The organism is Haloferula chungangensis, assembly GCF_042664875.1.
Lineage (GTDB): Bacteria > Verrucomicrobiota > Verrucomicrobiia > Verrucomicrobiales > Akkermansiaceae > Haloferula > Haloferula chungangensis.
This window is the reverse complement of the sequence record NZ_JBHTBS010000010.1, coordinates 116202-139236: the sequence shown is the minus strand read 5'-3', so window position 1 is coordinate 139236 and position 23035 is coordinate 116202. Positions and strand designations below refer to the sequence as shown.

The 23035-nt window shown below is 58.4% G+C and carries 20 protein-coding genes; 14 read left to right on the top strand and 6 right to left on the bottom strand.

The genetic code is table 11. The annotated features are described in order from the left end of the window. Positions 1-58: 58 nt before the first annotated feature. The 6 genes from ACFQY0_RS17020 (at position 59) to fabV (ending at position 5239) form a co-directional block, all read left to right on the top strand. Positions 59-184: a hypothetical protein gene (locus ACFQY0_RS17020; RefSeq protein WP_379714863.1), complete on the top strand. Its 126-nt coding sequence runs from the start codon at positions 59-61 to the stop codon at positions 182-184. A gap of 106 nt (positions 185-290) precedes the next feature. Further along, positions 291-719, top strand: coding sequence for a hypothetical protein (locus tag ACFQY0_RS17015; RefSeq protein WP_379714861.1), 429 nt, complete (start codon positions 291-293; stop codon positions 717-719). Between the two features lie 50 nt (positions 720-769). Beyond that, positions 770-1294 carry a hypothetical protein gene (locus tag ACFQY0_RS17010; protein WP_379714859.1) on the top strand — a complete coding sequence of 175 codons (525 nt, stop codon included), beginning with the start codon at positions 770-772 and terminating at the stop codon, positions 1292-1294. A 650-nt stretch (positions 1295-1944) separates the two neighbouring features. Beyond that, complete coding sequence (locus ACFQY0_RS17005; RefSeq protein WP_379714857.1) at positions 1945-2463, top strand: hypothetical protein; 519 nt, start codon at positions 1945-1947, stop codon at positions 2461-2463. Between the two features lie 418 nt (positions 2464-2881). Next, positions 2882-3850, top strand: coding sequence for an FAD-dependent oxidoreductase (locus ACFQY0_RS17000; RefSeq protein ID WP_379714855.1), 969 nt, complete (start codon positions 2882-2884; stop codon positions 3848-3850). A gap of 195 nt (positions 3851-4045) precedes the next feature. After that, positions 4046-5239: an enoyl-ACP reductase FabV gene (gene fabV / locus ACFQY0_RS16995; protein WP_379714853.1), complete on the top strand. Its 1194-nt coding sequence runs from the start codon at positions 4046-4048 to the stop codon at positions 5237-5239. 226 nt (positions 5240-5465) lie between these two features. Here fabV and ACFQY0_RS16990 read toward each other — a convergent pair whose 3' ends face one another. From ACFQY0_RS16990 to ACFQY0_RS16965, 6 genes are all read right to left on the bottom strand, one after another. Further along, positions 5466-6881 (bottom strand): DUF1501 domain-containing protein, encoded by a 1416-nt coding sequence (locus tag ACFQY0_RS16990; RefSeq protein WP_379714851.1) that lies wholly within the window; start codon positions 6879-6881, stop codon positions 5466-5468. A gap of 3 nt (positions 6882-6884) precedes the next feature. Further along, on the bottom strand, positions 6885-9737 hold the full coding sequence (locus ACFQY0_RS16985) for a PSD1 and planctomycete cytochrome C domain-containing protein (protein ID WP_379714849.1): 2853 nt from the start codon (positions 9735-9737) through the stop codon (positions 6885-6887). Positions 9738-9972: 235 nt separating this feature from the next. After that, a complete protein-coding gene (locus tag ACFQY0_RS16980) occupies positions 9973-10788 on the bottom strand; it encodes a PEP-CTERM sorting domain-containing protein (protein ID WP_379714847.1) in 816 nt (271 codons plus the stop codon). 245 nt (positions 10789-11033) lie between these two features. Beyond that, on the bottom strand, positions 11034-11777 hold the full coding sequence (locus ACFQY0_RS16975) for a DUF2459 domain-containing protein (protein WP_379714845.1): 744 nt from the start codon (positions 11775-11777) through the stop codon (positions 11034-11036). Between the two features lie 31 nt (positions 11778-11808). After that, positions 11809-12996 (bottom strand): FKBP-type peptidyl-prolyl cis-trans isomerase, encoded by a 1188-nt coding sequence (locus ACFQY0_RS16970; protein ID WP_379714843.1) that lies wholly within the window; start codon positions 12994-12996, stop codon positions 11809-11811. 35 nt (positions 12997-13031) lie between these two features. Beyond that, positions 13032-13343, bottom strand: coding sequence for a DUF3817 domain-containing protein (locus ACFQY0_RS16965; RefSeq protein ID WP_379714841.1), 312 nt, complete (start codon positions 13341-13343; stop codon positions 13032-13034). Between the two features lie 96 nt (positions 13344-13439). Between ACFQY0_RS16965 and hprK the strand changes: the two genes are divergently transcribed. The 8 genes from hprK (at position 13440) to gatB (ending at position 23011) form a co-directional block, all read left to right on the top strand. Beyond that, positions 13440-14390 (top strand): HPr(Ser) kinase/phosphatase, encoded by a 951-nt coding sequence (gene hprK, locus ACFQY0_RS16960; protein ID WP_379714839.1) that lies wholly within the window; start codon positions 13440-13442, stop codon positions 14388-14390. Between the two features lie 90 nt (positions 14391-14480). Next, a complete protein-coding gene (locus tag ACFQY0_RS16955) occupies positions 14481-14747 on the top strand; it encodes an HPr family phosphocarrier protein (protein WP_379714837.1) in 267 nt (88 codons plus the stop codon). A gap of 293 nt (positions 14748-15040) precedes the next feature. Next, positions 15041-16804 (top strand): phosphoenolpyruvate--protein phosphotransferase, encoded by a 1764-nt coding sequence (gene ptsP, locus ACFQY0_RS16950; RefSeq protein WP_379714835.1) that lies wholly within the window; start codon positions 15041-15043, stop codon positions 16802-16804. 153 nt (positions 16805-16957) lie between these two features. Then, positions 16958-17509, top strand: a complete 552-nt coding sequence (locus ACFQY0_RS16945; RefSeq protein WP_379714833.1) for a hypothetical protein — start codon at positions 16958-16960, stop codon at positions 17507-17509. 531 nt (positions 17510-18040) lie between these two features. Further along, a complete protein-coding gene (locus tag ACFQY0_RS16940) occupies positions 18041-19414 on the top strand; it encodes a DEAD/DEAH box helicase (protein WP_379714831.1) in 1374 nt (457 codons plus the stop codon). A 90-nt stretch (positions 19415-19504) separates the two neighbouring features. Then, the gene (gene aroC / locus ACFQY0_RS16935; RefSeq protein ID WP_379714829.1) at positions 19505-20593 is read left to right on the top strand and encodes a chorismate synthase; all 1089 of its coding nucleotides are present in this window, start codon (positions 19505-19507) and stop codon (positions 20591-20593) included. A gap of 109 nt (positions 20594-20702) precedes the next feature. Then, a complete protein-coding gene (locus tag ACFQY0_RS16930; protein WP_379714827.1) occupies positions 20703-21518 on the top strand; it encodes a hypothetical protein in 816 nt (271 codons plus the stop codon). Between the two features lie 32 nt (positions 21519-21550). Next, complete coding sequence (gatB, locus tag ACFQY0_RS16925; RefSeq protein WP_379714825.1) at positions 21551-23011, top strand: Asp-tRNA(Asn)/Glu-tRNA(Gln) amidotransferase subunit GatB; 1461 nt, start codon at positions 21551-21553, stop codon at positions 23009-23011. Positions 23012-23035 lie beyond the last annotated feature (24 nt).

The following is a 23035-nucleotide window of genomic DNA, read 5'->3' as shown; positions in this document are numbered from 1 at the left end:
ACCAAGTGGCTGAGGCGAGTCGTTTATGTGCATTATCTTTTTTACGCATTAGTGAGCCATGACGGCTTCGCCTCACCTCTGCAATACCCACCAAACGAAATTGCCGCGCAGCGGCTCTGTTCAACAAGGCGAACAAGGCGAACAAGGCGAACAAGGCGAACAAGGCGGCGAAGGCGACGCCTAACAGCGGCCTTGTTGAATTCCCTCACCATGATTCAATCCTTTCAATCAGGCACGGAGCGCCGTCTCAGTTCGGGCGTCGCGCCATGCCTCAGACGTTCTGCAAAGAAATGAAGACCTTGGATGCAATAAGGATTCGTCAGCATCCACGCTTTCGGAGTAGGTCGCTCAAACTCGTCATCATCGGCACGTTGATCATCGCACTTGCACTTCCTTTCGAGTCTATCCGTATGTATGGCTACTTCGGTGTCGTAGTTGCAGCTATTGGCAATATTATTGGGGCGATTGGAACCTCGATATCGATTAAGCAAGATTCACTGGCCTACGGCACTGCAACAATTCCCTCAGAACTTGGAGATATCGCGATTTCAGTAACAGAGAGTGGCATTAGGATCGTTCGACCGAAGAAGCGAGAATTGAACCTTCGTGAGACGAACTATCACCCGGAAGATTGGCCAATCGTGACGGCCTTTTTCCGAGACAGCAAAAAGCAGCAGAACAAGCCGGACATGGCGACGGCGGATAAGCCGCTTTGTTGAATTTCGACCTTCTCCCCGCCGCGCCATTCCTCTAACGTTGGCGAAGAAATATGCATCGCGTTGCTTCAATCTGGATCGGGCCTTGCCTGTTGTTCCTAGCCGGCTGTGGTCCCGAAGAACTACAAGAGGATGTTGAGTCGCCATCTGAGGCGATGAGAGCACTAGAAGAGCTCCGTGCTCGAATTGATCTTTCCGACGACGAGCTCATCCGAGCGGTTGAGCGCCTGGCGAAAACAGAAGCAGCTTGGCGAGAGGCGATTGAGGCCGGGCTGATTACTGAAGAGGAGATCGCTCAGATGCATGCTTCAATGCCTGAAACGTTGCGGGAGACCAAGAAGTTGGTAGCTGAGGTGCAATTGCAGGATGAGATGGCTGCAGTGGTTGCCCTAAGCGCCCTCAGGAAGCATCGAGATGGCAACCTTGAGGACGCGCTCCCGCTTTTGAGACGAACGGTCGCTACCTACTACCGCGGAATTTCGTCAGAACCTTCTCCTCTACAAGAGAGCTTTCTAGAGAGGGTTGATGGCTTGGCCGAATCTGATCCCGAGCTCAAAAGCCTCCTCGAACAACCATAACGCCAACAAGTCGAAGATGGCGACGCCTCACAGCGCCCTTGTCGAATTTTCGGTTTGGTGGTTTCATCCAGCAACGAGAAACGGAGTGGCGCTGTAAGGGGACGGCGCCGCCATTTCTCAGACGTTGGCAAAAATATGATCCGCTCACTCCAAGCATCGGCCGTGCTCGCAATTCTGTGCAACTGTGCGAGCCATCCATCAGGTGCCAACTTGGTTTTCGAGCGTGCCGAACCGGACGCGGGTGAAGTTGGAGTTGTCTTGGGTTGGATCCCAAATCCAACTGAATACTACACTCCGAGAGGACTGATGACCGAGATCAGCGTTCATGAGGGAGCAAGGTCAGTCGTGATTCCGAAAGAGATGATAGCGACGATCCAGGATATCTGGCCCGAGCGGGTGACGCTCGCTTCGTCTGCACCGGGATTCTACGAGCTACGAATCCCATCGAGCGTAGGCGAGGGGTGTCTTGATGTGTTTAGAATCGATGATTACCGATTTTCAGGTCGACTCGACGCCCTTACGGAAGACCACCCGGAACTAAAACAAACTGCCAACAAGCCGTGGTAGGCAACCGCGACAAAGCCGCGAGTTCGCTGCGCTCTGGACACTCCAGCGCGCGGTTGCCTACACTCTGACGTTCGACAAAAAACATGAAAACCCTAGCTGCCATACTTGGCCTATTCGTAATCGTTGCAAATTCATCGGTCGCCAACCCAGTGATGATAAGGCTGGAAGTGAGCTACGAAGGTGTCGAGGCCAAGTGGTTTGCTGACCTGAGTTCAGATACCAAGAAGATCCTGAACCAGAATGGAGATTCAGTCGTCCTACCTACCGTGGTTGCAAGACCAGAGGAGAAAGCGGCGCTCGAGATTATCCGAGAATACATGCCGTCGTGGGCGAAGAGCAAAGAAGACGGCGTTCCTTGCGGAGTGGTTATCGAGTTCAACCCAAAAATTGTACCCGATGGAATTCACATTTCCGGAAGCAGCACGCTACGTCGCTCTACAACCCCAGACGATAATGAGGCGGCAATACGATTCGAGGCTCAACAGCTCATCCTCGATAATTTGCTTGAGAACGGGCAACCGAAAGCAATTGCGATGGAGGGCGGTGCTCAGATGGTGGTTACAGCAACCCTCGTCGAGGCGACTGGCCAATCGACAAAGTAGCAAAGTCGAACAAGCCGGATAAGGACGACGCCTGTCAGCGGATTTGTTAAATTTCTGTTTTTGTGATTCAATCTTTCCAACTTGGATCTGAGCGCCGTCCCAATTCACCGGCGCCGCCTGTCCTCGAACGTTGTGCCGAAAAAAACTGCGTTCTCGTGATGTTCAGGTTCCTCAGAAGAATGAAACCGTCTACAAATCAAAGCACCTGGCGCCCAGGGTTACTCTTCCCTTCTGGAGGTCCTTATGGAGCTGATGGATCGATTTACTAGAAGTCCCGTAGTCCGGGAGTGCATCCGCTCCGTGCTCGGCTACTGACGGAACCGACAGGTGAAGTTCCCGCGGGTGCGGTCTGATTGCCGTAGCGCCGAGCGTTTGCATTCGAACTTCCGTGGGGGGCTATTTTTGTTAGAGTCGGCTCATGAGCGACCGGAGCAAGAAAATCGCGGTCATTGGTCAAGGCTTGATGGGTCTTACCTGTGCGGAGCGTCTCCTCGAAGCCGGATTCAATGTTGATATTCATTCCAAAGATGAGTTCTGGAACACGACTTCCACATCGGCTGGCGCCTACTGGTGGCCGCATAAGGCTTACCCCGAAGAACGCGTTTCGAAGTGGGCCAAGGAGACTTACGAAGTCTACAAATCAGTCAGGAATCAAGCTCACACGGGGGTCACTTTTCAACGGCATCGACGCTTTTGTCTCGATCCTGATGACAGCGCCTATGCACGGCATCTTGTTGACGAGTGGGAGCGAATCGACGGGCACGACTACGGGATTGATTGTGTTGAAGCCTTTTCCGTCATCCTTCCTGTGATCGATGTTCCGATCTACATGCCGTTTCTCAGAAATGAGGTGGTGAAGAAGGGTGGTCGGATTCAGCTACGTGATGTCGGCTGTTTCACCGATTTGTTCCCTGAGTATGATCTGATCATCAACTGCACCGGAGTTGGAGCGGGAGAGCTCGCCAACGACAGGGAAGTCTTCTCGATTCGTGGACAGGTGATCCGCGTTTCGGCTTCTTCCGAGATCACCGAATCGACGAGAATTTACAAGGCGAGGGACGAGTTCACATTGGTGCTTCCTCGGAGTCGCGACATCATTCTGGGTGGGACCGCTCAGGAGAATGACTGGTCGCTCGAGGTTCGAGATGAAGACACGGAAGAGATTCTCCGACGCTGTCAGGAAATCGTTCCCGCTCTTGTGGATTGTCAGTTCATGGGCGCGTCGGTTGGTCTCCGGCCAGGTCGTAAGGTGATTCGCTTGGAGCTTGAGCGGCTCAATGATGGGAAAGCGGTCATTCACAACTATGGACACGGTGGTGGCGGCTTCACCGTGGCCTGGGGTTGTGCGAATGAGGTCCGGGACCTTGCGGAGCATTACTTTTGCTGAAGGGTCCTGTCCTCGTCCCATCATCGGGAAGATGTGGCCGTCGCCCCTCCGCCCACCGGCATTTTTCAGCGCGAACTCGGCTGGGGAGAGGCACAGGGTGATCCTCGAGGTCGAAGACGCCAGCCTGAGCATTGATCGAAGCATCCGATTCCCGCACTTGCCCCCTCCAAATCTGCCCTCTAGGCTCCTCAAATCATGATCGTTGAGCCCAAGATTCGCGGATTTATTTGCACCACTTCCCACCCGGACGGCTGCGCCAAGCACGTCGCCGACCAGATCGCCGTCGTTGAATCGCGCGGAGCCATCGAAGGAGGCCCCAAGAAGGTCCTCGTGATTGGTTCCTCGACCGGTTACGGTCTCTCCTCGCGGATCGCTGCCGCCTTCGGATGCGGGGCCGACACCATTGGCGTGTTCTTTGAAAAGCCCGGCGACGAACGCCGCACCGGCACCGCGGGCTGGTACAACACCGCCGCTTTCGAAAAGGAGGCCGCTGCTGCCGGTCTCTACGCCCGCTCCTTCAATGGCGATGCGTTTTCCGATGAAATGAAGGCCACGGTGATCGAGGCGATCAAGGCTGACATGGGCAAGGTCGACTGCGTCGTCTACTCGCTCGCCTCCCCTCGCCGCACCAACCCGCGTGATGGTGAGACCTACAAGTCGGTGCTCAAACCGATCGGCGAGTCCTATACCAACAAGAATCTCAACACCGGCACCAAGGTCGTCGATGAGATCACCATCGAGCCTGCCAATCAGGAAGAAATCGATCACACCGTTGCTGTTATGGGTGGTGAGGATTGGGAGATGTGGATGGATGCGCTGCAGGAAGCTGGGGTGCTCGCGGATGGCGTGAAGACCGTCGCCTACTCCTACATCGGACCTGAAGTCACCTGGCCGATCTACACCAATGGCACCATTGGCGCCGCCAAGGAGGACGTCGAAAAATCCCAGCGTGCCCTCGACGAAAAGCTCGCTCCGCTCAACGGCAAGGCATGGGTTTCCGTCAACAAGGCGCTCGTCACCCAGGCCAGCTCGGCGATCCCGGTTGTGCCGCTCTACATTTCCCTGCTCTACAAGGTCATGAAGGCCAAGGGCACGCACGAAGACACCATCGAGCAGATGGACCGCCTGTTCCGTGAGCGACTTTACGGAAAGTCCGATCCGCAGCCTGATGACAAAGGCCGCATTCGTGTGGACGACTGGGAGATGGCTCCGGACGTGCAGGCTGAAGTCGACAAGGCCTGGAAAGAGGTCAACACCGAGAACCTACGTGAGCTCGGCGACGTCGAAGGCTACGACTCAAGCTTCCTGCGGCTTTTCGGTTTCGGTCTGGATGGCGTTGATTACAGCAAGGACAGCGATCCCGCGACGGGAGTGCCGTCTCTCGCGTGACGTGGGTCCGCATGTCGGCTGCTCGGTTATTTCGCACTGAATTCAAGGCCGGTGCCTTTTGATTGAGCCTGAAGTCGCATGACTTCAGGCTCTTTTCTTGCTCACCTGCCATGGCGCTGGCGCCATCCCGCCATCCTGAGCCGATTTCTGCTTCCCCATCGACCGCGCTCTGAAGATTCTGTACCAGACCGACCAAGGCACCACGCTGACAAAGGATGATTGCTTTTCAGGCGAACAGCTCGGGAATCAGTTCTCCTCCGAACTGACTCAGCTGTTTGAATCTTCCCGCATGGAAGTAGGTCAGCTTGTTGTCATCCAGTCCCATCAGGTGAAGCATCGTCACATGCAGGTCACGGATCGGGTGCACGCAGTCCACCGCCGTCGCGCCCAGTTCATCCGTAGCGCCGACGATCGCCCCCTTTTTCACCCCGCCCCCGGCTAACAGCATCGTCATCGCATCGGCATTGTGTCCGCGCCCCAGGGAATAAACGCCACCTCGCTTGTTGTTGTCGGGCGTGCGGCCGAACTCCCCTGTCCAGACCACCAGGGTATCATCGAGCAAGCCGCGGGCTTTCAGGTCGCGAATGAGTGCGGCCATCGGCTTGTCGACGCTGCGAATGCGGGACGCGTGCCCGCGCTCCAGGTAGTCATGGCTATCCCAGCCACCGGAAAAGATCTGCACGAATCGGACGCCTTGCTCGACCAGGCGACGCGCCAGCAGGCACTGTCTTCCGAAAGCAGCGGTCTCCGGATCATTCATGCCGTACATTTCCCGCATGTATTCCGGTTCGCCGGCGAGGTCGGTGACTTCCGGGACCTCCATCTGCATGCGATAGGCCAGCTCATAGTTTTCCATTCTTGCTGCCAGCGAATCATGCTCCGGATGAAACTCTGCGTGCCTGGCATTGAGGAAATTCAATTCATCCAAGGTTCGGCGAAGATGCTCGCGGTCCTTGAAATCGGGTGATGCCAGGTCGAGGATGGGAGTGCCCTCGGGACGAAGCGGCGTGCCTTGAAACTGAGCAGGAAGAAAGCCACTGCTCCAGTTTCCCGAGCCGCCCTGAGGCTGGGCCAACTCCGTCATCACCACATATCCGGGCAGGTTCTGGTTCACCGAGCCCAGGCCGTAATTGACCCACGAGCCGAGCGCCGGATCGCCCCCGAGACGGCTTCCGGTATTCATGTGAAAGAGAGCCTCAGGATGATTGAGGGACTCGGCCTGGCAGCCGCGGTAGTTGCATAGTTCATCCGCCACGTCCGGCTCGGCGAGATGAACCCATTGATCAGACATCTCCAGTCCGGATTCGCCGACCTTGCGGGATTTGAAAGGACTCCCGACATAGAATTTGAAACCAGTCTCGAGTCCCCTCGTGCTTTTCGACTCCGTCTTGTGGAGTTTGTCGAGCATCGGCTTCGGGTCGAAGGTATCGACCTGGCTTGGTCCGCCTTCCATGAAGAGCATGATGCAGGCCTTTGCTTTGGGCGCGTGCATCGGCGGCTTGACGGCGAGTGGACTCATCGCCGCCTCCTTTGCCAGCAGATCACTCAAGGCGACCGAGCCCAAGGACGCGCCGAGACCGAAAAGAAACTCTCTTCGGCTGGCGGCATGGGAGATTGGGCGGGAACAAATCGGTGATCTCATGGCTTAGTAGACGTAGACGAATTCGTTTGAGTTGAAGATCAGCAAGCAGAAGTCGGCGAGCGCGCGGGTCTCCGCCGGGACCTCCGAGGGCTTGAGGTCAGGCTGATAGGATTCGAAGACCGGGAGGATCTCCTCGTATTCGAAGGGTTTTCCGGATAGCTCTTCGACCAAGGAGCGGGTGATACTCGTCGGGTACTGAACGGCATCCGGAGTTTTCTGCGCGTGATAGGCGGTCATGTCTTCGACGAATCTCATCATTCGTTCCCGTTCGGCGCTCGTGACGGATCGTCCAAGACCAAGCTTGAACGCGGCATCGATTCTCGAGCCGAGTGTCGGGTTCTCCTTTTCTAACCGACGGGCAAGAGCCATCGACCGATCGATCATCATGCTGCTGTTGAGCAAGGTGAAGACTTGAGGAGTCACCGTGGCCGCTGTTCGTGCCTCGCAGGCATCGTTCGGGTTCGGTTGATTGAAAATCTCCAGAAACGGATCCGCCATTCCGCGCACCCGATACGCGTAGATCGTGCGACGGTTTCTTTGCTCGGGAGTCGGAGACGGCTGATAGGCCGGGGCCAGTGAGAACTGCAACATTCTCGGCTGGAGCGCCACTTCCATGGTGATCTCAGGCCGTATCGGCAAACCACCAAGCTCGCGGTTCAGCTCACCCGTCACCGCGAGAAAGCTATCACGCAGCTCCTCCGAGTTCAGTCGGCGTGGAGGAAAATAGGCCAGCAGACGATTGTCGGGATCCGCATTCTTCAAAGCCTCGATCTCCGGGTTCCGGCCGGACTGTCGGTAGGCACGCGACATCATGATTTGCTTGTGCATGCGCTTGAAGCTCCACCCGCCGTCGACAAAGTCGGCCGCCAACCAATCGAGCAACTCCGGATGAGTTGGTTTCTTCCCTTTGCCGCCGAAGTTCGTCGGATTGCCTGCGATTGCTTCGCCAAAGTGGTGCTGCCAAATGCGGTTGACGATCGATCGGGTTGTTAGAGGGTTCTGCGGGTTCGCGATCCACTTCGCCAACTTGAGCCGTCTGCCTTCCAGGTCATCCGGGAGCAGGTATGGTTCTTCGCGGGAAGCCCCCTCCACCGGGAGCCCGATGACGCTCAGGACTCCCGGGGCCACGGGCTCGCCTTCGGCTTCCAGCGCTCCCCCGTTCAGCACGAAATTGCTCGGTCTCCATACCTCGTCGATTTTCCTGGGCATTCGCAACTTCCGCGCCCCCTTGCCCGACGCGTTGCTTCGTTGCCCGTTGTAGACGCTTTGAACCATCGGCTCAAATCGCTCCAATCGCCGGGTCCAGATCCACTCGTCCTGTTCGCGCACCTTGAGGAGTCCTTGTTCCACGTAGTCCAGGCCGACATGGCGTGGTGGTTTCATTTCATCAGGGAGGCCATTCCGTTGCGCCTCGGTGAGATAAGTGAGATGATTTTCGGAGTACCACTTTTTCGCGGCCTCTTCCTGCTTGGCCTTGATCTCCTTCGTCCCGCTCTCAGCGAAGCTCAGCAATCGCTCGACCAGCTCGCGTTCGCTCTTGAAATTCGCCCGATTCTCCTCGGCAAGAAACGGAGCCTTGCGTTCGGCCAGCTGGGTGCCGGCAAAGGCGGCATACATGCGGTAGTAGTCCCGCGTCGGCAGAGGATCGAACTTGTGATCGTGGCATTTGAAGCAACGCATGGTCGTGGCGAGAAAGGTCTGCCCCACGGAATTCACCACATCATCCAGATAGATCTGCCGGGCTTCGGGTTCCTTGATCATCGCCGTGTCCCAGCCCCCCATTCTCAGAAAGCCCGTCGCGATCAGCAGTTCACTTTCCTCAGCGCGGTAATCGCCGTTCAGTCGGACTTGATGAACGTCTGCCCCACGCTCCGCCACAAGCGCATCCGCCAGTTCGTCGCCTGCCAACTGCTCCAGGATGAACTCATCATAGGGCTTGTCCTTATTGAATGAGCGGATCACGTAGTCGCGGTAGCGCCACATGTTAGAGCGTTCCCAATCGTTCGAGTAGCCACCGGTATCGGCATAGCGTGCCACATCCAGCCAGTGCTGCGCCCAGCGCTCTCCGTAATGCGGACTCGCCAGGAGCCGATCAACCAAATGCTCCAGAGCTGCGTCAGAATCCTTCTCCCACGCTTCCTGGAATCGCCCGATTTCCCCGGGCGTGGGTGGAAGGCCTGTTAGATCGTAAGTCGCGCGGCGAATCATCGTTAGGGCATCCGCCTCGGGAGCCATCTCAAAGCCTGCTGCCGCCAGCTTTTCAGAGATGAATCCATCGATGGGATTCCCCTGCTCACCCGGAAGCGCCAGCTTTATCACTGGCTGAAAAGCCCAGAGGTCCTCCGCCTGGTAGCGTCGATACGTCCAGGCATCCGCCTGACCTCCGCTGTGGTCCACGATCACCCCGTCCTCGTTCTCCTTGTTCGCTCGCTCTGCCTTCTGATAGCTCCTCTGAGTCGCTTCGTCCGGCCACGGCGCGCCGCCATCGATCCACTGCTTGATCCACTCGACCTGCTGCGGGTTCAGCCGGTCATTTTCCTTGGGCGGCATCTCCAGGTCCTCATCCTGCCAGGTCACCGCCTGATAGAGCGTGCTCGTCTCCGCATTCCCCGGCACCAGCACCGGCCTTCCCGACTCACCCCCACGCAGCATCCCCTCGCGCGTCATCAAATTGAGGTCTCCCTTGATTTTCTCAGGGTCCTCGCCATGGCAGGCAAGGCACTTTTCCTGAAGCAGCGGCAGAACCTTGAGGGAAAAACCCCGCTCGCTGCTCTCCGTATCCGCCCGCAATTCGGCCGTTAGAAACAGCAGAGCGGCGAGGCTGAAAATTTTCGGGAGCAAGAATAAACAGCGCATGGCGACGAAAGAACTTCCCAACCATTCTAGGCAGTAATCGATTGAATACAATCTTCAGATTGGATTTCCGATCATACCGTCGCCGAGCGCTCAATCTATCGAGGTCATTGGTTTCGCCACCTTGTGACAAACGTTTCGGGCATTCTCCGCTCCCCCGTGGAGACCGAAAAACCCCCTGCTTTTGGAAAGCAGAGGGTCTCGTCATCGGACTTGGTTCAAGTCAGGGCGGAAGAACTCATCGGCGGCGGCGGGCTGCCAGGCCGAAAAGTCCAAGACCGACAAGGGTCATGGAGCTGGGCTCGGGGACGGCGATGTGTTCGATCTGAAAGTTGTCGACCTGAGCGAATGCGGTATTGAGCGCGATCTGACCCGAAGCGTTTCCGAAGGTGAACTGGGGACCGATTGAGTCTAGCCCCGCCGTGATCATGTCCGAGGTGATGAGCAGATCCTTCTGAACGGCGATCAGCTCGCCGTCCACGGCGTTCTTGTAGTCGTCCCAGGTATCCGAAAAGGCAATCACGTTGAAGGCGCTGTCCTTCAGGTTCCAGTTAACGGCCAAATCGTCCGTGCCCGTGACTCTGGCAGCCTGGACATACATGTCGAAGGTGACCCGGATCACGTCGCCCGCTGCGGGGGAAGTTAGAACGATGGGTGAAGGCTGATTGTTCAAACTTCCCACATTCACGATCGGCCCGGTGGAAATGACGCCATAACCGCCGGCAGTGTGGGTATGGATTTGGCCGACGGATCCCGATCCTGTGGTGAAGTTCGGATGCGCCACCGTGGTGTAGCCGCGGATGCCGTTCCGTGTGGAAAGGCCACTAACCGCACCGGTGCTCATGTAGATGCCGCCGGACGCGGCGTCCCCGACTGCATTGGTATCGCCGATCGTGGCATTGGCGGCGAAACTGACCGAGGCATTGCCATCGGAAGCCACCAAGGGCGCCTGATCGACGAGTGAGTCGAAATTTTCCGTGTAGAGGATCGCTGCCTGAGCGGTATTCGCCAGCCCGAGGGATACGATTGAGAGACCAAGTGAGAGGTTCTTCATTTGCTTCGTTTGAATAGGGTTTGATTGCTAAAGTCGGACCTGATCATCGGTCGATTGCCGACAATCGGTCACGGAGCGGAAAACTACACAGTCAAATCTGTATGGCAACTTTATTTGTATGACAGCCCTACCGATTCCTCGAATTCACGATGAGCCCAGAGGCGGCCACCTTTGGGCCAGACCGTTCTAAGTTTGCCTCAGCTTGCGACCTTGGGCCAATCCCGAGATTGACTCAGCTGCCCGCTTCACGGCAAGGTCTCGCCCATTTGCCACTCGGGTGCCCAGATTTGCTGGAAACCGTTGTCCGGGCTTGTCACCTGGCGGACCAGACCGTCAGCCGTCAGTCCTCTGAGGCCGCCAATCTTGAAGCCCGCCGCACGCAGCGCATCGACCGTCCAGATGTTGCAAATTCGGGGGAAATAGTAGGGGTGCGGTGATTGGACCAGCAGGCCCTCACCCCAGCTCGACTTGGCGACCGTGATTGGCCGGCCTTCTTCATTTCTAACAGAGCAGTGATTCAGGAAAGCCGCGAGCTCGGCTCCTGAGGCTTCTCTGGCGAAGCCCTGATAGAGGCGCTGGGTCGGCATCACTTCGGGGATATTCCAGTCCGCAGGAATGATTTCCATCACCGAGTCCGACGGCAGGAAGAGCGCATCGACGACTTGATAGGGAGTCAGCCAGCGTTCCTGCACGTAGGCGGTCTCGTCACCCCAGCTGAAGACCACATGCTCGTGCTCGCCAATTTCCGGAGGGGGAACAAATCCATGCCTTTTCAGCCAGGCGAGTTTCAAAATCAGACCGGTGTGCAGCTTGTCCGCAAACATCACCACCGGGACGTCGGGCGCCCCCGGCTCATCGGCCAGCGTCACCGGTTCCGCACGGGTCGCCATTTCGACCCGCTGCGACTCCACCTTCGGAAAGTGGAGCCCGCAAGACGCCATGAGAGTCGGGAATGCCAGCAGCAATAGCCGAACGATTCCTGACTTCATGGCGATCTAACAAACGACTTGGGTGTCGGCCTTAGCGGACGATCTCAAGCAACTCGATGTCGAACACGAGCATGCCGCCCGGTGCACCACCCTGGGGGTTCTCACCATAGGCGAGGTCTGCCGGGATCCAGAAGCGGCGCTTTTCACCGACGTTCATCAGCTGGACACCTTCGGTCCAACCCTTGATCACCTGATTGAGTGGGAACTGAGTCGGCTCACCACGGGTCACGGAGCTGTCGAACATCTTTCCGTCGAGCGTCCAACCGGTGTAGTGCACGCTGACAGTGTCGGTGGCTTTTGGCTTTTCGCCTTCCGCTGCCTTGATGACCTTTGAAGCGAGACCGCTATCGGTCTTCACCGCATCCGCAGGCACCGCGCCGACATCCTCGGGAACAGGAGGTGCTGGAGGAGCCTTCTTGAAGGAAATCAGCTCAAGTTCTGCGACGACGAATCCACCGGGGACCCGCGGCTCAGGCAACCAGCAAGTGCGCTGTTCACCTGCGACCATGTCACCGAGTGCCTCGGCAAGTTCGGGAGGAAGTCCCGGACCATTGAGCGGGACGCTGGGAGGAGTCGGAGCCGAGCGGGTGTCCTGAAGTGTCTGACCTTCCATGCTCTTGGCAGTCATGTGGAATGTCACCACATCATCCGCGCCTGGTTTGTCGCTGCCTTCACCCTTTTTGGTGACCTTGTAAGCCACACCCTTTTCGCTCTTCTCGGTTCCTTCAGGGGGTTTCGGTGCCTCCTTGATGGAGATGAGTTCCACATCGAAAACGAGCAGACCGCCGGGCCGACCACCGCCGGGATTCTCACCGTAGGCAAGATCCGCAGGGATCCAGAAGCGGCGTTTCTCGCCCTCGACCATCAGCTGAAGACCTTCGGTCCAGCCCTTGATCACCCCGCTCAGCGGGAAGCTCGTCGGCTCACCACGCTCCACGGAGGAGTCGAAAAGTTTTCCATCCGTCGTCCAGCCCGAGTAGTGCACCGTGACCGTATCCGTGGCCGTAGGCTTGGTTTTACCCTTTCCTTCGGTCAGAAGTTTGTGTTTCAGACCGCTCTCAGTTGTGAGGGCGTCTGCGGGCGCGGCGGCTACGTCGGATGGTGTTTCTGGCATGGTTTTGGCAGGTTTCCCTTCTTCCGCATCAGCGGCATACAGGGAGGCGGGCGCGGCCAGGACGAGCGTGGCGGCGGCTAGTTTGGTGAGGGTCCGGAGTTTCATGGACGGCGCAGCCATCTACTCAAAACGCCTCCGTGTCAATCGCCCGCCTCATCCTTCGCCAGTCGGCGGTCGATCAAAAACGGTCCGAAGGGCAGCAGCGAAGCCAGCACCACCAGAGCGGAATCCTTTGTCGAAAGCGCCTTCGAGCCCCAGGCTCCGGCCGTCACCAGCATCAACAGCACGAACAGGCCGCCATGGGCCGAGCCTGTGATTTTCACGGCCATCGGCATGTCGGCCATGTATTTCAGGGGCATCGCGATTCCCAACAGGGCGATATAGGAGATCCCCTCGGCCATGCCGACCCAGCGAACCCGGCCAACCGGGTGTTTTAATGATGGCTTGCTCATGCGCCCCACTGGCTCGGTTACAGGCCATCGAATGTCAACCCCCACCCCCTGCGAAAAGATTCGTCTATTTCGCGCCATTCATGGTTCATTTTCGCCATGCCTCCTCGGGTCAAACAAACCACCTCCGTCCCCATCGGCGAATTTTTCGAACGTCATGGTGAAGAGCTATCGATGAAGCTCCTCAGCAAGCAGCAGGGCTTCGACCACCCCATCAGCGAGCCCGCCCCCAACCGTCCCGGTCTCGCTCTCGCCGGATTCTTTTCCTATTTCGCCAAAAAGCGCATCCAGGTCCTCGGCAACTCCGAAATGTCCTATCTCAAGAAGCTGACTCCCGCGATGCGTGAAGAACGGTTTCTACGCATGTGCGAACGCGACATCCCGGCGATCGTCGTTGCCCGCGGCATTGAGTTCCCCCAGCATCTCCTGCCCATCGCCGCGAAGCATGCCATCCCGGTGTTTACCACCAAGCTGGTGACGATGAAGTTCCTCAACCTTGCCACCCTCAAGCTGGAGGGAGAGTTTGCCCCCTCGACCACTCTTCATGGCTGCATGATCGACATGCGTGGCATCGGTGTCCTGATCATGGGAAAAAGCGGGAGCGGCAAGAGCGAAACCGCCATCGGCATGCTGGAACGCGGTGCTGCCCTCGTCGCCGATGACATGGTCCGTGTGCGCTGGGCAAATGGCGAACTCACCGCCAGCGCCCCGGCCCTTTCCCGCGGATACATCGAAATCCGGGGCATCGGCATCGTCAACGTCGCCAACCTCTTCGGCCTCGCATCGATCCGGCCGGAGAAACGTCTCGACCTCGTCGTCAACCTCACTCCGCACGCCGATCAGAACGACGTCGACCGCCTGGGCCTCCAGCCGAAGTCCTTTGAAATTCACGGTCAGAGTGTCCCCTTGGTCGAAATCCCCGTCGCTCCCGGCCGCGATACCGCCCGCATGGTCGCGATTGCCGCTCTGGACCAGCAACTCCGCCGTCTCGGCTACAACATGGCCGATGAGTTCAATGACCGCCTGATGCGCCACATGGGAAACGCCTGATTATCAATTCGTCGAGAAAGACGAAAAAAACCCATCGACGGCCGCCCCCGTGCTTCCTAGAGTCCGCCCGGCCTGAGGGCCCCTCAAACGATGGCTCAACGTGAACTCACCATTCTAAACAAGCTTGGCATCCATGCCAGGCCCGCTGCCCAGTTCGTCAAAACGGCGAGCAAATTCACCTCCGAAATCCGTGTCGAGAAGGACGGCGAGGAAGTCGACGGGAAGAGCATCATGGGACTGATGATGCTCGCCGCCGGCAATGGCTCCGTCATCATCGTCGCTGCCGAAGGCGAAGACGAAGACGCGGCCCTCGAAGCGCTGACCGATCTCATCGAGCGGAAGTTCGAGGAAGATTAAGTCGCAGCTCATCCCCACTTTACGACTGGCGGATTGATTTGAGAATCCCGGCTGGAGCCGAGCGCCCAGCCTCATCTCGATTTTTTGCAGCGTATTCTTGCATCGCTGGCAAGGATTGAGCTGCTGGATGCTGTTCCCCTCAGGCGCGTTTTCAGCCTCCTTTCCCCGAGTTCCGCATGATCGGGCACCTAGTGCGGGTTGTCGCCTGATCTTGGCTACTACAAAACTGTTCCCATACGGCCAGAATTCGCCCTTCCCTATTCGTCCTGCCGTCCTCACGCTTCTCCCCGTTCATGGATTCAGTCAGGCCAAATACTTCCGGGGAAATCACCCTGCAGGGTATCCCCGTCTCTCGGGGCATCGGCATCGCCCCGATCCATGTCGTCGCCCGAGGCTTCAATGCACCGGAAGTATACCGCATCACGGATGTCGAATTCGAGAAGCAGCGATTCAGCGCCGCGCTTGAGCGCACCAAGGAACAACTCACCGAGCTTCAGAAGCGGATCGAGTCCATATCCGGCGAGAAAGACAGCCAGATTTTTGAAGCTCACCTGATGATGCTCGAGGACCGGGCCATCGTCGATAAAGTCAACGAAGCCATCGCCAACCGCGGCCAGAATGCCGAGTTCGCGCTTTACGCTGTCGCCCAGAATTTCCTCGAGGCGATGCGCCGCGTGCCGGACCCCTATCTCCGTGAACGCACCGCCGATATCGAAGACGTCTGCCAACGCGTCCTGAGAAATTTTTCTCAGGAAGACCAACGCGACAGCGCCCCCCAGGAGCAGCACGTGCTCGTCGCTTACGATCTCTCGCCCTCGGACACGGCGGCGATGAACCGCCAACTCCTGCTCGGATTCGCCACCGAACTCGGCAGCGTCAACTCCCACACCGCCATCCTCGCCCGCTCGCTAGGCATCCCTGCCGTCGTCGGCATCGAGGGTGCCGTTCTCGCGGTCAAGGCCCTCACGCCCGCGATTCTCGATGGCTATTCCGGGAAGCTGATTCTCGACCCCACGGAAGAAACCCTTCATCACTATTCCGAACTCAAGAAGGAAAAGGACCGGGTCCGTCATGAGCTGGAAGCGCAGCGTGACGACGCCGCGATCACCAGCGATGGACGCGCGATCACGCTTTCGGCCAACATCGAGTTGGTTGAGGAACTTCCCCTGGTTCAAAACAGCGGTGCCAAAGGCATCGGCCTTTATCGAACCGAGTTTCTTCTTCTCAATGGAGAGGAACTTCCCGGAGAGAACCAGCAGACCGAAACCTACACCCGTCTCGCCCAGGCGCTCGCACCCCACCCGCTGATTATCCGCACCCTGGATGCCGGCGGCGACAAGCTTCCCATCGAGCCTCTAACAGAGCCCGAACCGAATCCCTTCCTCGGCTGGCGCGGCATCCGCGTTTCGCTCGACCGTCCGGACATGTTCAAGGAGCAACTGCGCGCGATTCTTCGGGCCAGCGCCCACGGCCGGGTCGCCGTCATGTTCCCGCTGGTCTCCGGAATCAAAGAGGTCCGCCGCGGCAAGGACATGATCAAGGAGTGCATGGACGAACTCGCCAGCCAGGACATTCCTTTCGACGAAAACCTGGAAACCGGCGTGATGATCGAGGTGCCTTCCGCCGCCGTGATCGCCGATCTGATCGCCCCCGAAGTCGACTTCTTTTCTATCGGCACCAATGATCTCATCCAGTACACCGTCGCCGTCGACCGCGTGAACCACCACGTGGCCGATCTCTATCGTCCGACCCATCCAGCCGTCATCCGCTTGATCAAGCGGACCATCGACGCGGGAACCGCCAATGGCATCTGGACCGGAGTCTGCGGAGAAATGGCCGGCGACATCCTCCTCACCCCGCTGCTTCTCGGGCTTGGCGTGGAAGAACTGTCGGTCGGTCCGCATCAGGTCCCGCGGGTGCGTCGCGCGATCCGGGCGCTGAGCCACGCGGAATGCAGTGCCATGGCGGAAGAGGCGCTGCAAACCCCGCTGAGCCTTGATATTCTCGAAATGACCAGTACTTTGGCTTCGAAATACTATCCTGAACTCGTTGATTAGGGCCGCTCAAGTCGCTCAAAATCAGGAATTCACGAAAAAACTTCCCGAATCCCGGAATTATTTGGACTTTTTTGGGAACAATTCTATCCCTGAACTGTTCATACATCGGGCTACTTGCCCTTGAACCATCATACCAACCAACGAAACCAACCTATGAAACTGATTCTCAAATCCCTCATCATGGCCGGACTTTGCGCTCCTTTGGCCTTCGCCTGCGACAAGTGCGACAAGCACAAGAAGGATGCTGACAAGGAAGAAGTCCTGGTCGCTGAAAAGTGCAAGAAGTGCGACAAGGATGAAGCCGGTGAGGAGCCTGCTCTCGCTGACAAGTGCAAGAAGTGCGACAAGGACGAAGCCGGTGAAGAGCCTGCACTCGCTGGCAAGGGCAAGAAGTGCGACAAGGACGAAGCTGGTGAAGAGCCCGCTCTCGCTGACAAGTGCAAGAAGTGCGACAAGGACGAAGCTGGTGAAGAGCCTGCACTCGCTGGCAAAGGCAAGAAGTGCGACAAGGACGAAGCTGGTGAAGACCCTGCTCTCGCTGACAAGTGCAAGAAGTGCGACAAGGACGAAGCTGGTGAAGAGCCTGCACTCGCCGGCAAGGGCAAGAAGTGCGACAAGGACGAAGCTGGTGAAGAGCCTGCACTCGCTGGTAAAGGCAAGAAGTGCGACAAGGAAGAGTGCGAAGACGAACTCCTCGTTGCTTAATTCCTCGATCTTCGGATCATTAATCTCAAGAAAACCACTGGGTCCGCCCAGTGGTTTTTTTGTTTCCAGGCATTCAGACAAACCATGGACACAGGGCGATCAAGTTAGGGAGAGAATCGCCTCCAGCTGAATTTTTCCGGACCAAGATGGATAGGATCCTCCGTCGGACAGAAGGGTGGGATTTTGAAATCATGGTCCTCAGTTCAGGCTAGAATTGAGGTTCAACCATGACGATCATCACCAAAATAATTGGATTTCGTTGTCTTCATCCTATTGATCCCATCCATCCTGGTCCAATTTCTCCCCTAGCTTGATCGCCCTGACCATGGACAAGCCGGTTTTCCCTTGCCTTCCCCGGAATCCGGACTAAGAAGCCGTCGTCTTTCCTCGCGGAGGACGCAGCGATTCATTCGTCGAACCGCTCCCGTTGCCGGTCTTCATCGATGAGAGAATGGTCCTGGGTTCCACCTAACACACTCCTCATCGAGACCGCCCAGGCACCAGTTATTGGAAGCCGGGCTTACAGACAACATGACCCCGAATACATTCGAGGCGCTGCCACTGGCCGCGCCCATCCAACGTGCACTTGCCGAACGCAAATACACCACCCCCTCCCCCATCCAGGCCCAGGCCATCCCGCATTTGCTCGAAGGGCGCGACCTGTTAGGCTGCGCTCAGACGGGCACCGGCAAGACCGCGGCGTTCTCTCTGCCAATTTTGCAGGAACTCCACGCCGACCCCCGCCCGCTTCGCCCAAAGAGCCCGCGTGTGCTGGTTCTCACTCCCACTCGTGAACTCGCCACGCAGGTCGGCAAAAGCCTCGAAACCTACGGCAAGTACATCAAGATCAAGCATGCGCTCGTCTACGGCGGCGTCGGTCAGCGTCCGCAGGTCAACGCCATGCGCAGCGGCGTCGACGTCCTTGTGGCCTGCCCCGGCCGCCTGCTCGACCTGATCGACCAAGGTCACATCAACCTTTCCAGCGTCGATTTCTTCGTCCTCGATGAGGTCGACCGGATGCTCGACATGGGCTTCCAGCGCGATGTGCAGCGCATCGTTTCCCTGCTTCCGAAGAAGCGTCAGTCGCTGTTCTTCTCCGCCACTCTGGCTCCGGCCATGGTCAATCTCGCGCACACGATCCTCGTCGATCCCGTGACCGTTTCCATCGCCCCGGAAACCACCACTTCGGAGAAGGTCGAGCAACGCGTCTGCTTCATCGAGCGTGACAACAAGCGCGGCCTGCTCATCAAGCTTCTCAGCGAACAGAAGCCCGGCGAGTTGACCATCGTCTTTTCCCGCACCAAGCACGGTTCGGATAAGCTCGCCCGGATGATCAGCAAGGAAGGATTCGCCGCCGAAGCCATCCACGGCAACCGTTCCCAACCCCAGCGCGACCGGACCCTCGAGCGCTTCCGCGCGGGAAAGATTCCTGTCCTGGTCGCCACCGACGTCGCCGCTCGTGGCGTGGATGTCAAAGCAGTGACGCTGGTCGTCAACTTCGACCTGCCGAATGAACCGGAAGCCTACGTGCACCGCATCGGCCGCACCGGTCGTGCCGGCGCCACCGGCACCGCGATCTCCTTCTGCTGCCCGGACGAGCGCGACTACCTCCGCGACATCGAAAAGCTCATCGGCAACCCCTTGAGCGTCGACAGCGAACACGCATGGCACCTCGACTCTCTGGCAAAAGATCACGTGCGTTTCGGCAAGCGTTCCAACGGTGTGGCCAAGATCAAACAAGGCAACCGTGGGGGCGGCGGAGGTCGCCAGAACAGCGGAGCCCGCTCAGGGGGCGGTCGCTCCGGAGCTTCCTCTAACGGAGGAAACTCCGCTGGAGCCGGCGGAAATGGCGGAGGCGGTGGAAGCCGTCGTCGGCGCCGCGGTCCACGCCGCGCCAACGCCTGATAGACGCTCGGCCGCATCAACCGCCAAGTGCCTGATGCGGGCCAACCATCTGCTCTTGGCAGCGCCATTCGAAGCACTACACTGCGCCGCATGTCTTCGAGCTTCGGCCACGCATTCCGTATCCACACTTTCGGCGAATCCCATGGAGGAGGCGTCGGCGTCACCATCGACGGCTGTCCTCCGGGCATTTCCCTGAGCGCCGAAGACATTCAGTTCGAGCTCGATCGCCGTCGCCCGGGCCAGTCCGAGATTGTCACTCCGCGCAAGGAGTCCGACACCTGCGAAATCCTCTCCGGCCTCCACGATGGCATCACGCTCGGCACGCCGATCTGCGTGATCGTCCGCAACAAGGATCAGCGCCCAGGCGCTTACGATGAGATGGCGGTGAAATACCGTCCATCCCACGCCGACTACACTTACGATGCCAAGTTCGGCATCCGCGCCCCCTCCGGTGGGGGTCGGGCATCGGCCCGCGAAACCATCGGCCGGGTCGCTGGCGCGGCCGTCGCCAAGAAAGTCATCGCGTCCCTTTGCCCCGATCTCGAGATCCTCGCCTGGGTGAAGTCCATCCACGACCTTGAAGCCGAGGTGGATCCTTCGACCGTCACCCTTGCCGACATCGAATCCAACATCGTCCGCACCGCTGACCCGCTGGCCGCCGAAAAAATGATCGAGCGCATCAAGGAGGTTCGCAATGACGGCAACTCGATTGGTGGCACGGTGGAATGCGTGGTCCGCAATTGCCCGCCCGGACTGGGCGAGCCTGTTTTCGACAAACTTGAAGCGGAACTCGCCAAAGCCGTCATGTCGCTCCCAGCCACCAAGGGATTTGAAATTGGATCAGGTTTCGCCGGCACCCGCATGACCGGCCGCGAACACAACGATCCCTTCCGCATGGTCGATGGCAAGGTCCGCACCACGTCGAACCGCTCCGGCGGCATTCAGGGAGGCATCTCCAACGGTGAGAACATCGTTTTCCGTGTCGGCTTCAAGCCAACCGCGACCATCATGACCTCGCAGGAAACCGTCACATCCTCCGGCGAAAATACCGAACTGAAGGGTCGCGGGCGCCACGATGCCTGTGTGCTTCCACGTGCCGTCCCCATGGTCGACGCCATGGCCGCGCTCGTCATTTGTGATCACCTCCTCCGTCAGCGGGGTCAGTGTGGCAGTGTTTAAATCACCGGGACGAGTTACTACCAGCCGAGCCCCCTATCGCTGAGGCTTGATTCCCAGCCCTTTCCCCGCTGCCCTGAGTTTGTTCGGCACCAGATAGATCACCGATTTCATGAGTTCGATTCTTTCCGCCCTGAATCTCGACAGCATTCCTGAATTCAGTCTGGGAACGGCGGCTCTGTTGATTTTCGGCGCGATCGCCAGTCTGGCCGTGCTGCGTGGTCTGCTGCGAATCCTCTGGGGCACCACCATCCTCTGCCTTGCGGGGCTCGCCTCCTTCTACGCCTGGCAGCACGCCCACTCCCTTGCTCTGCAGTGGTTCAAACAGGAGCCCTCATGGTTTCCCATCGCCCTGCCGCTGCTCACCTTTCTCGCATCATTTTTTCTCTTGCGCGCCATCGGTCGCTTCGTGGCCCGTCCGCTCGGAGAGCCCAACGCGGAAATTGCCGAAAAGAACCGACGTTCTCCGATCCGCTGGGTCATCACCCTGTTTCTCAGTCTGATCCCCACCTGCCTCATCTGGTTCGCTGGGGCCACGCTGCTTCGCCACGCCGGCTCCGTGGCCGAGGTCAAAACCTACGCTGAAAATCTCGCCAAGGAGCCCGTCTCGAAGCAGACCGCCTACCTTGCCAAGCTCAAGAATGACATCGAAGCGGCCATCCCCTCCGACTGGTTTTCCAAAGTCGACCCCCTCACCAGCGAGCTGCGGCTGACACTGGCAAAGCTCATTTCCTCTGCCGACGACCCCGCCCCCAAGGCCGTCGCCGTGCTCGAGGAGCCAGAGATGAAAGCCCTCATTCTCAGCGACCCGGAGCTCCGCCAACTCGCCCGCGATGGCCGCTACTCCGATATCCTTCGCGACCCACGACTCGACAGAATGCTCGAAAACGACAACCTCCGCGAGGTCCTTCAGGATCTCGACTTGTAGTCACTCCCAAATTATCCAATTTCCAGTCTCAAATGCCTTCCATCTACCTCGTCACCATCGGCCTCGAAGTCCACTGCCAGGCGAAAACAGAAACCAAGATGTTCTGTTCCTGCCGCACCTCCTTCGCCGATGAACCGAACACCCACACCTGTCCCGTCTGCCTCGGTCTGCCCGGCGCCCTGCCTGTTCTCAACCGCCACGCCATCGAGAAGACGCTGCTCGCCGGACTGCTCATCGACTGCTCGTCGCCGGAAATTTCTAAATGGGATCGGAAGAACTATTTCTATCCGGACATGCCGAAGGACTACCAGACCACCCAGATGGATCTGCCCCTCTGCCTCGGCGGCGAAGTCCCCCTCTACGATCACTGCTACCCCACCGATGTGCGGAAAAACATCCCGCGCCCCGGCTTGAAGGTCCGTCTCAACCGCATCCACCTCGAGGAAGACGTCGCCAAGTCCACGCACCTGGGGAGTTCCTCGATCATCGACTTCAACCGCGCCGGCACTCCATTGATGGAGATCGTCACCGAGCCCGACATCGAGACCTCCGCCGAAGCCTTTTCCTTCCTCAACAGCCTCCAGATGATCCTCCGCCAAGGTGGCATTTCCGATGCCGACATGGAAAAAGGCCAACTCCGTTGCGACGTGAACATCTCCATTCGCAAGAACGAGAGCGACCCGCTCGGCAACCGCATCGAACTGAAGAACCTCAACTCGATCTCTGCCGTCCGTCGCGCCATCGACTATGAAATCGAGCGCCAATCCGAAGACCTCGATCAGGGAATCGAGCAGGTTCAGTCGACCCGCCGATGGGACGACGATCGTGGGGAATCCCAGCTCCTCCGCACCAAGGAGGACGCCCACGATTACCGCTACTTTTCCTGCCCGGACCTTCTTCCGATCCGCACCGCGCCGATCCTCGAAAAAGTCCGCCCGCTTCTAACAGAGCGGCCGCACGATCGCGCCGCCCGCTACGAAGCCGAGTTCGGCGTCACTACCTATGACGCTGCCGTCCTCTCCTCTGACCTTCCCCTCGCCGAATACTTCGAAGCGCTCGCCGCCAACCCGAAGCTCCCCGGAAAAAAGGCCGCGAACTTCCTGCTCAACACCCTCCTCGGACTCCTCAACGAGCGCTCCATTGCCATCGCCGACGCCCCGCTTTCCGCCGAGAAGACCGGCCAACTCCTCGAACTCGTCGAGTCCGGTCAACTTGCCCTCAACCAAGCCAAGGAAGTCCTGCTCGTGCTTCTCGAATCTCCGGAGAAAGATCCTGCTGCCGTCGCCAAGGAAATGGGCTTCGAGCCTGCCGACGCCGGCGAGCTTGAAGCCTTCTGCGACCAGGCCATCGAAGCCAACCCGAAACAAGTCGCCGAGATCAAAGCCGGCAACGAAAAGCTCATCAACTACCTCACTGGCCAGGTCATGAAGCTCTCCAAAGGCAAAGCCAACCCGAAGCAGGTGACGGAGATTTTGCAGAGCAAGCTCCAGTAGGAGCGTCGGGCATCGGCCCGCATC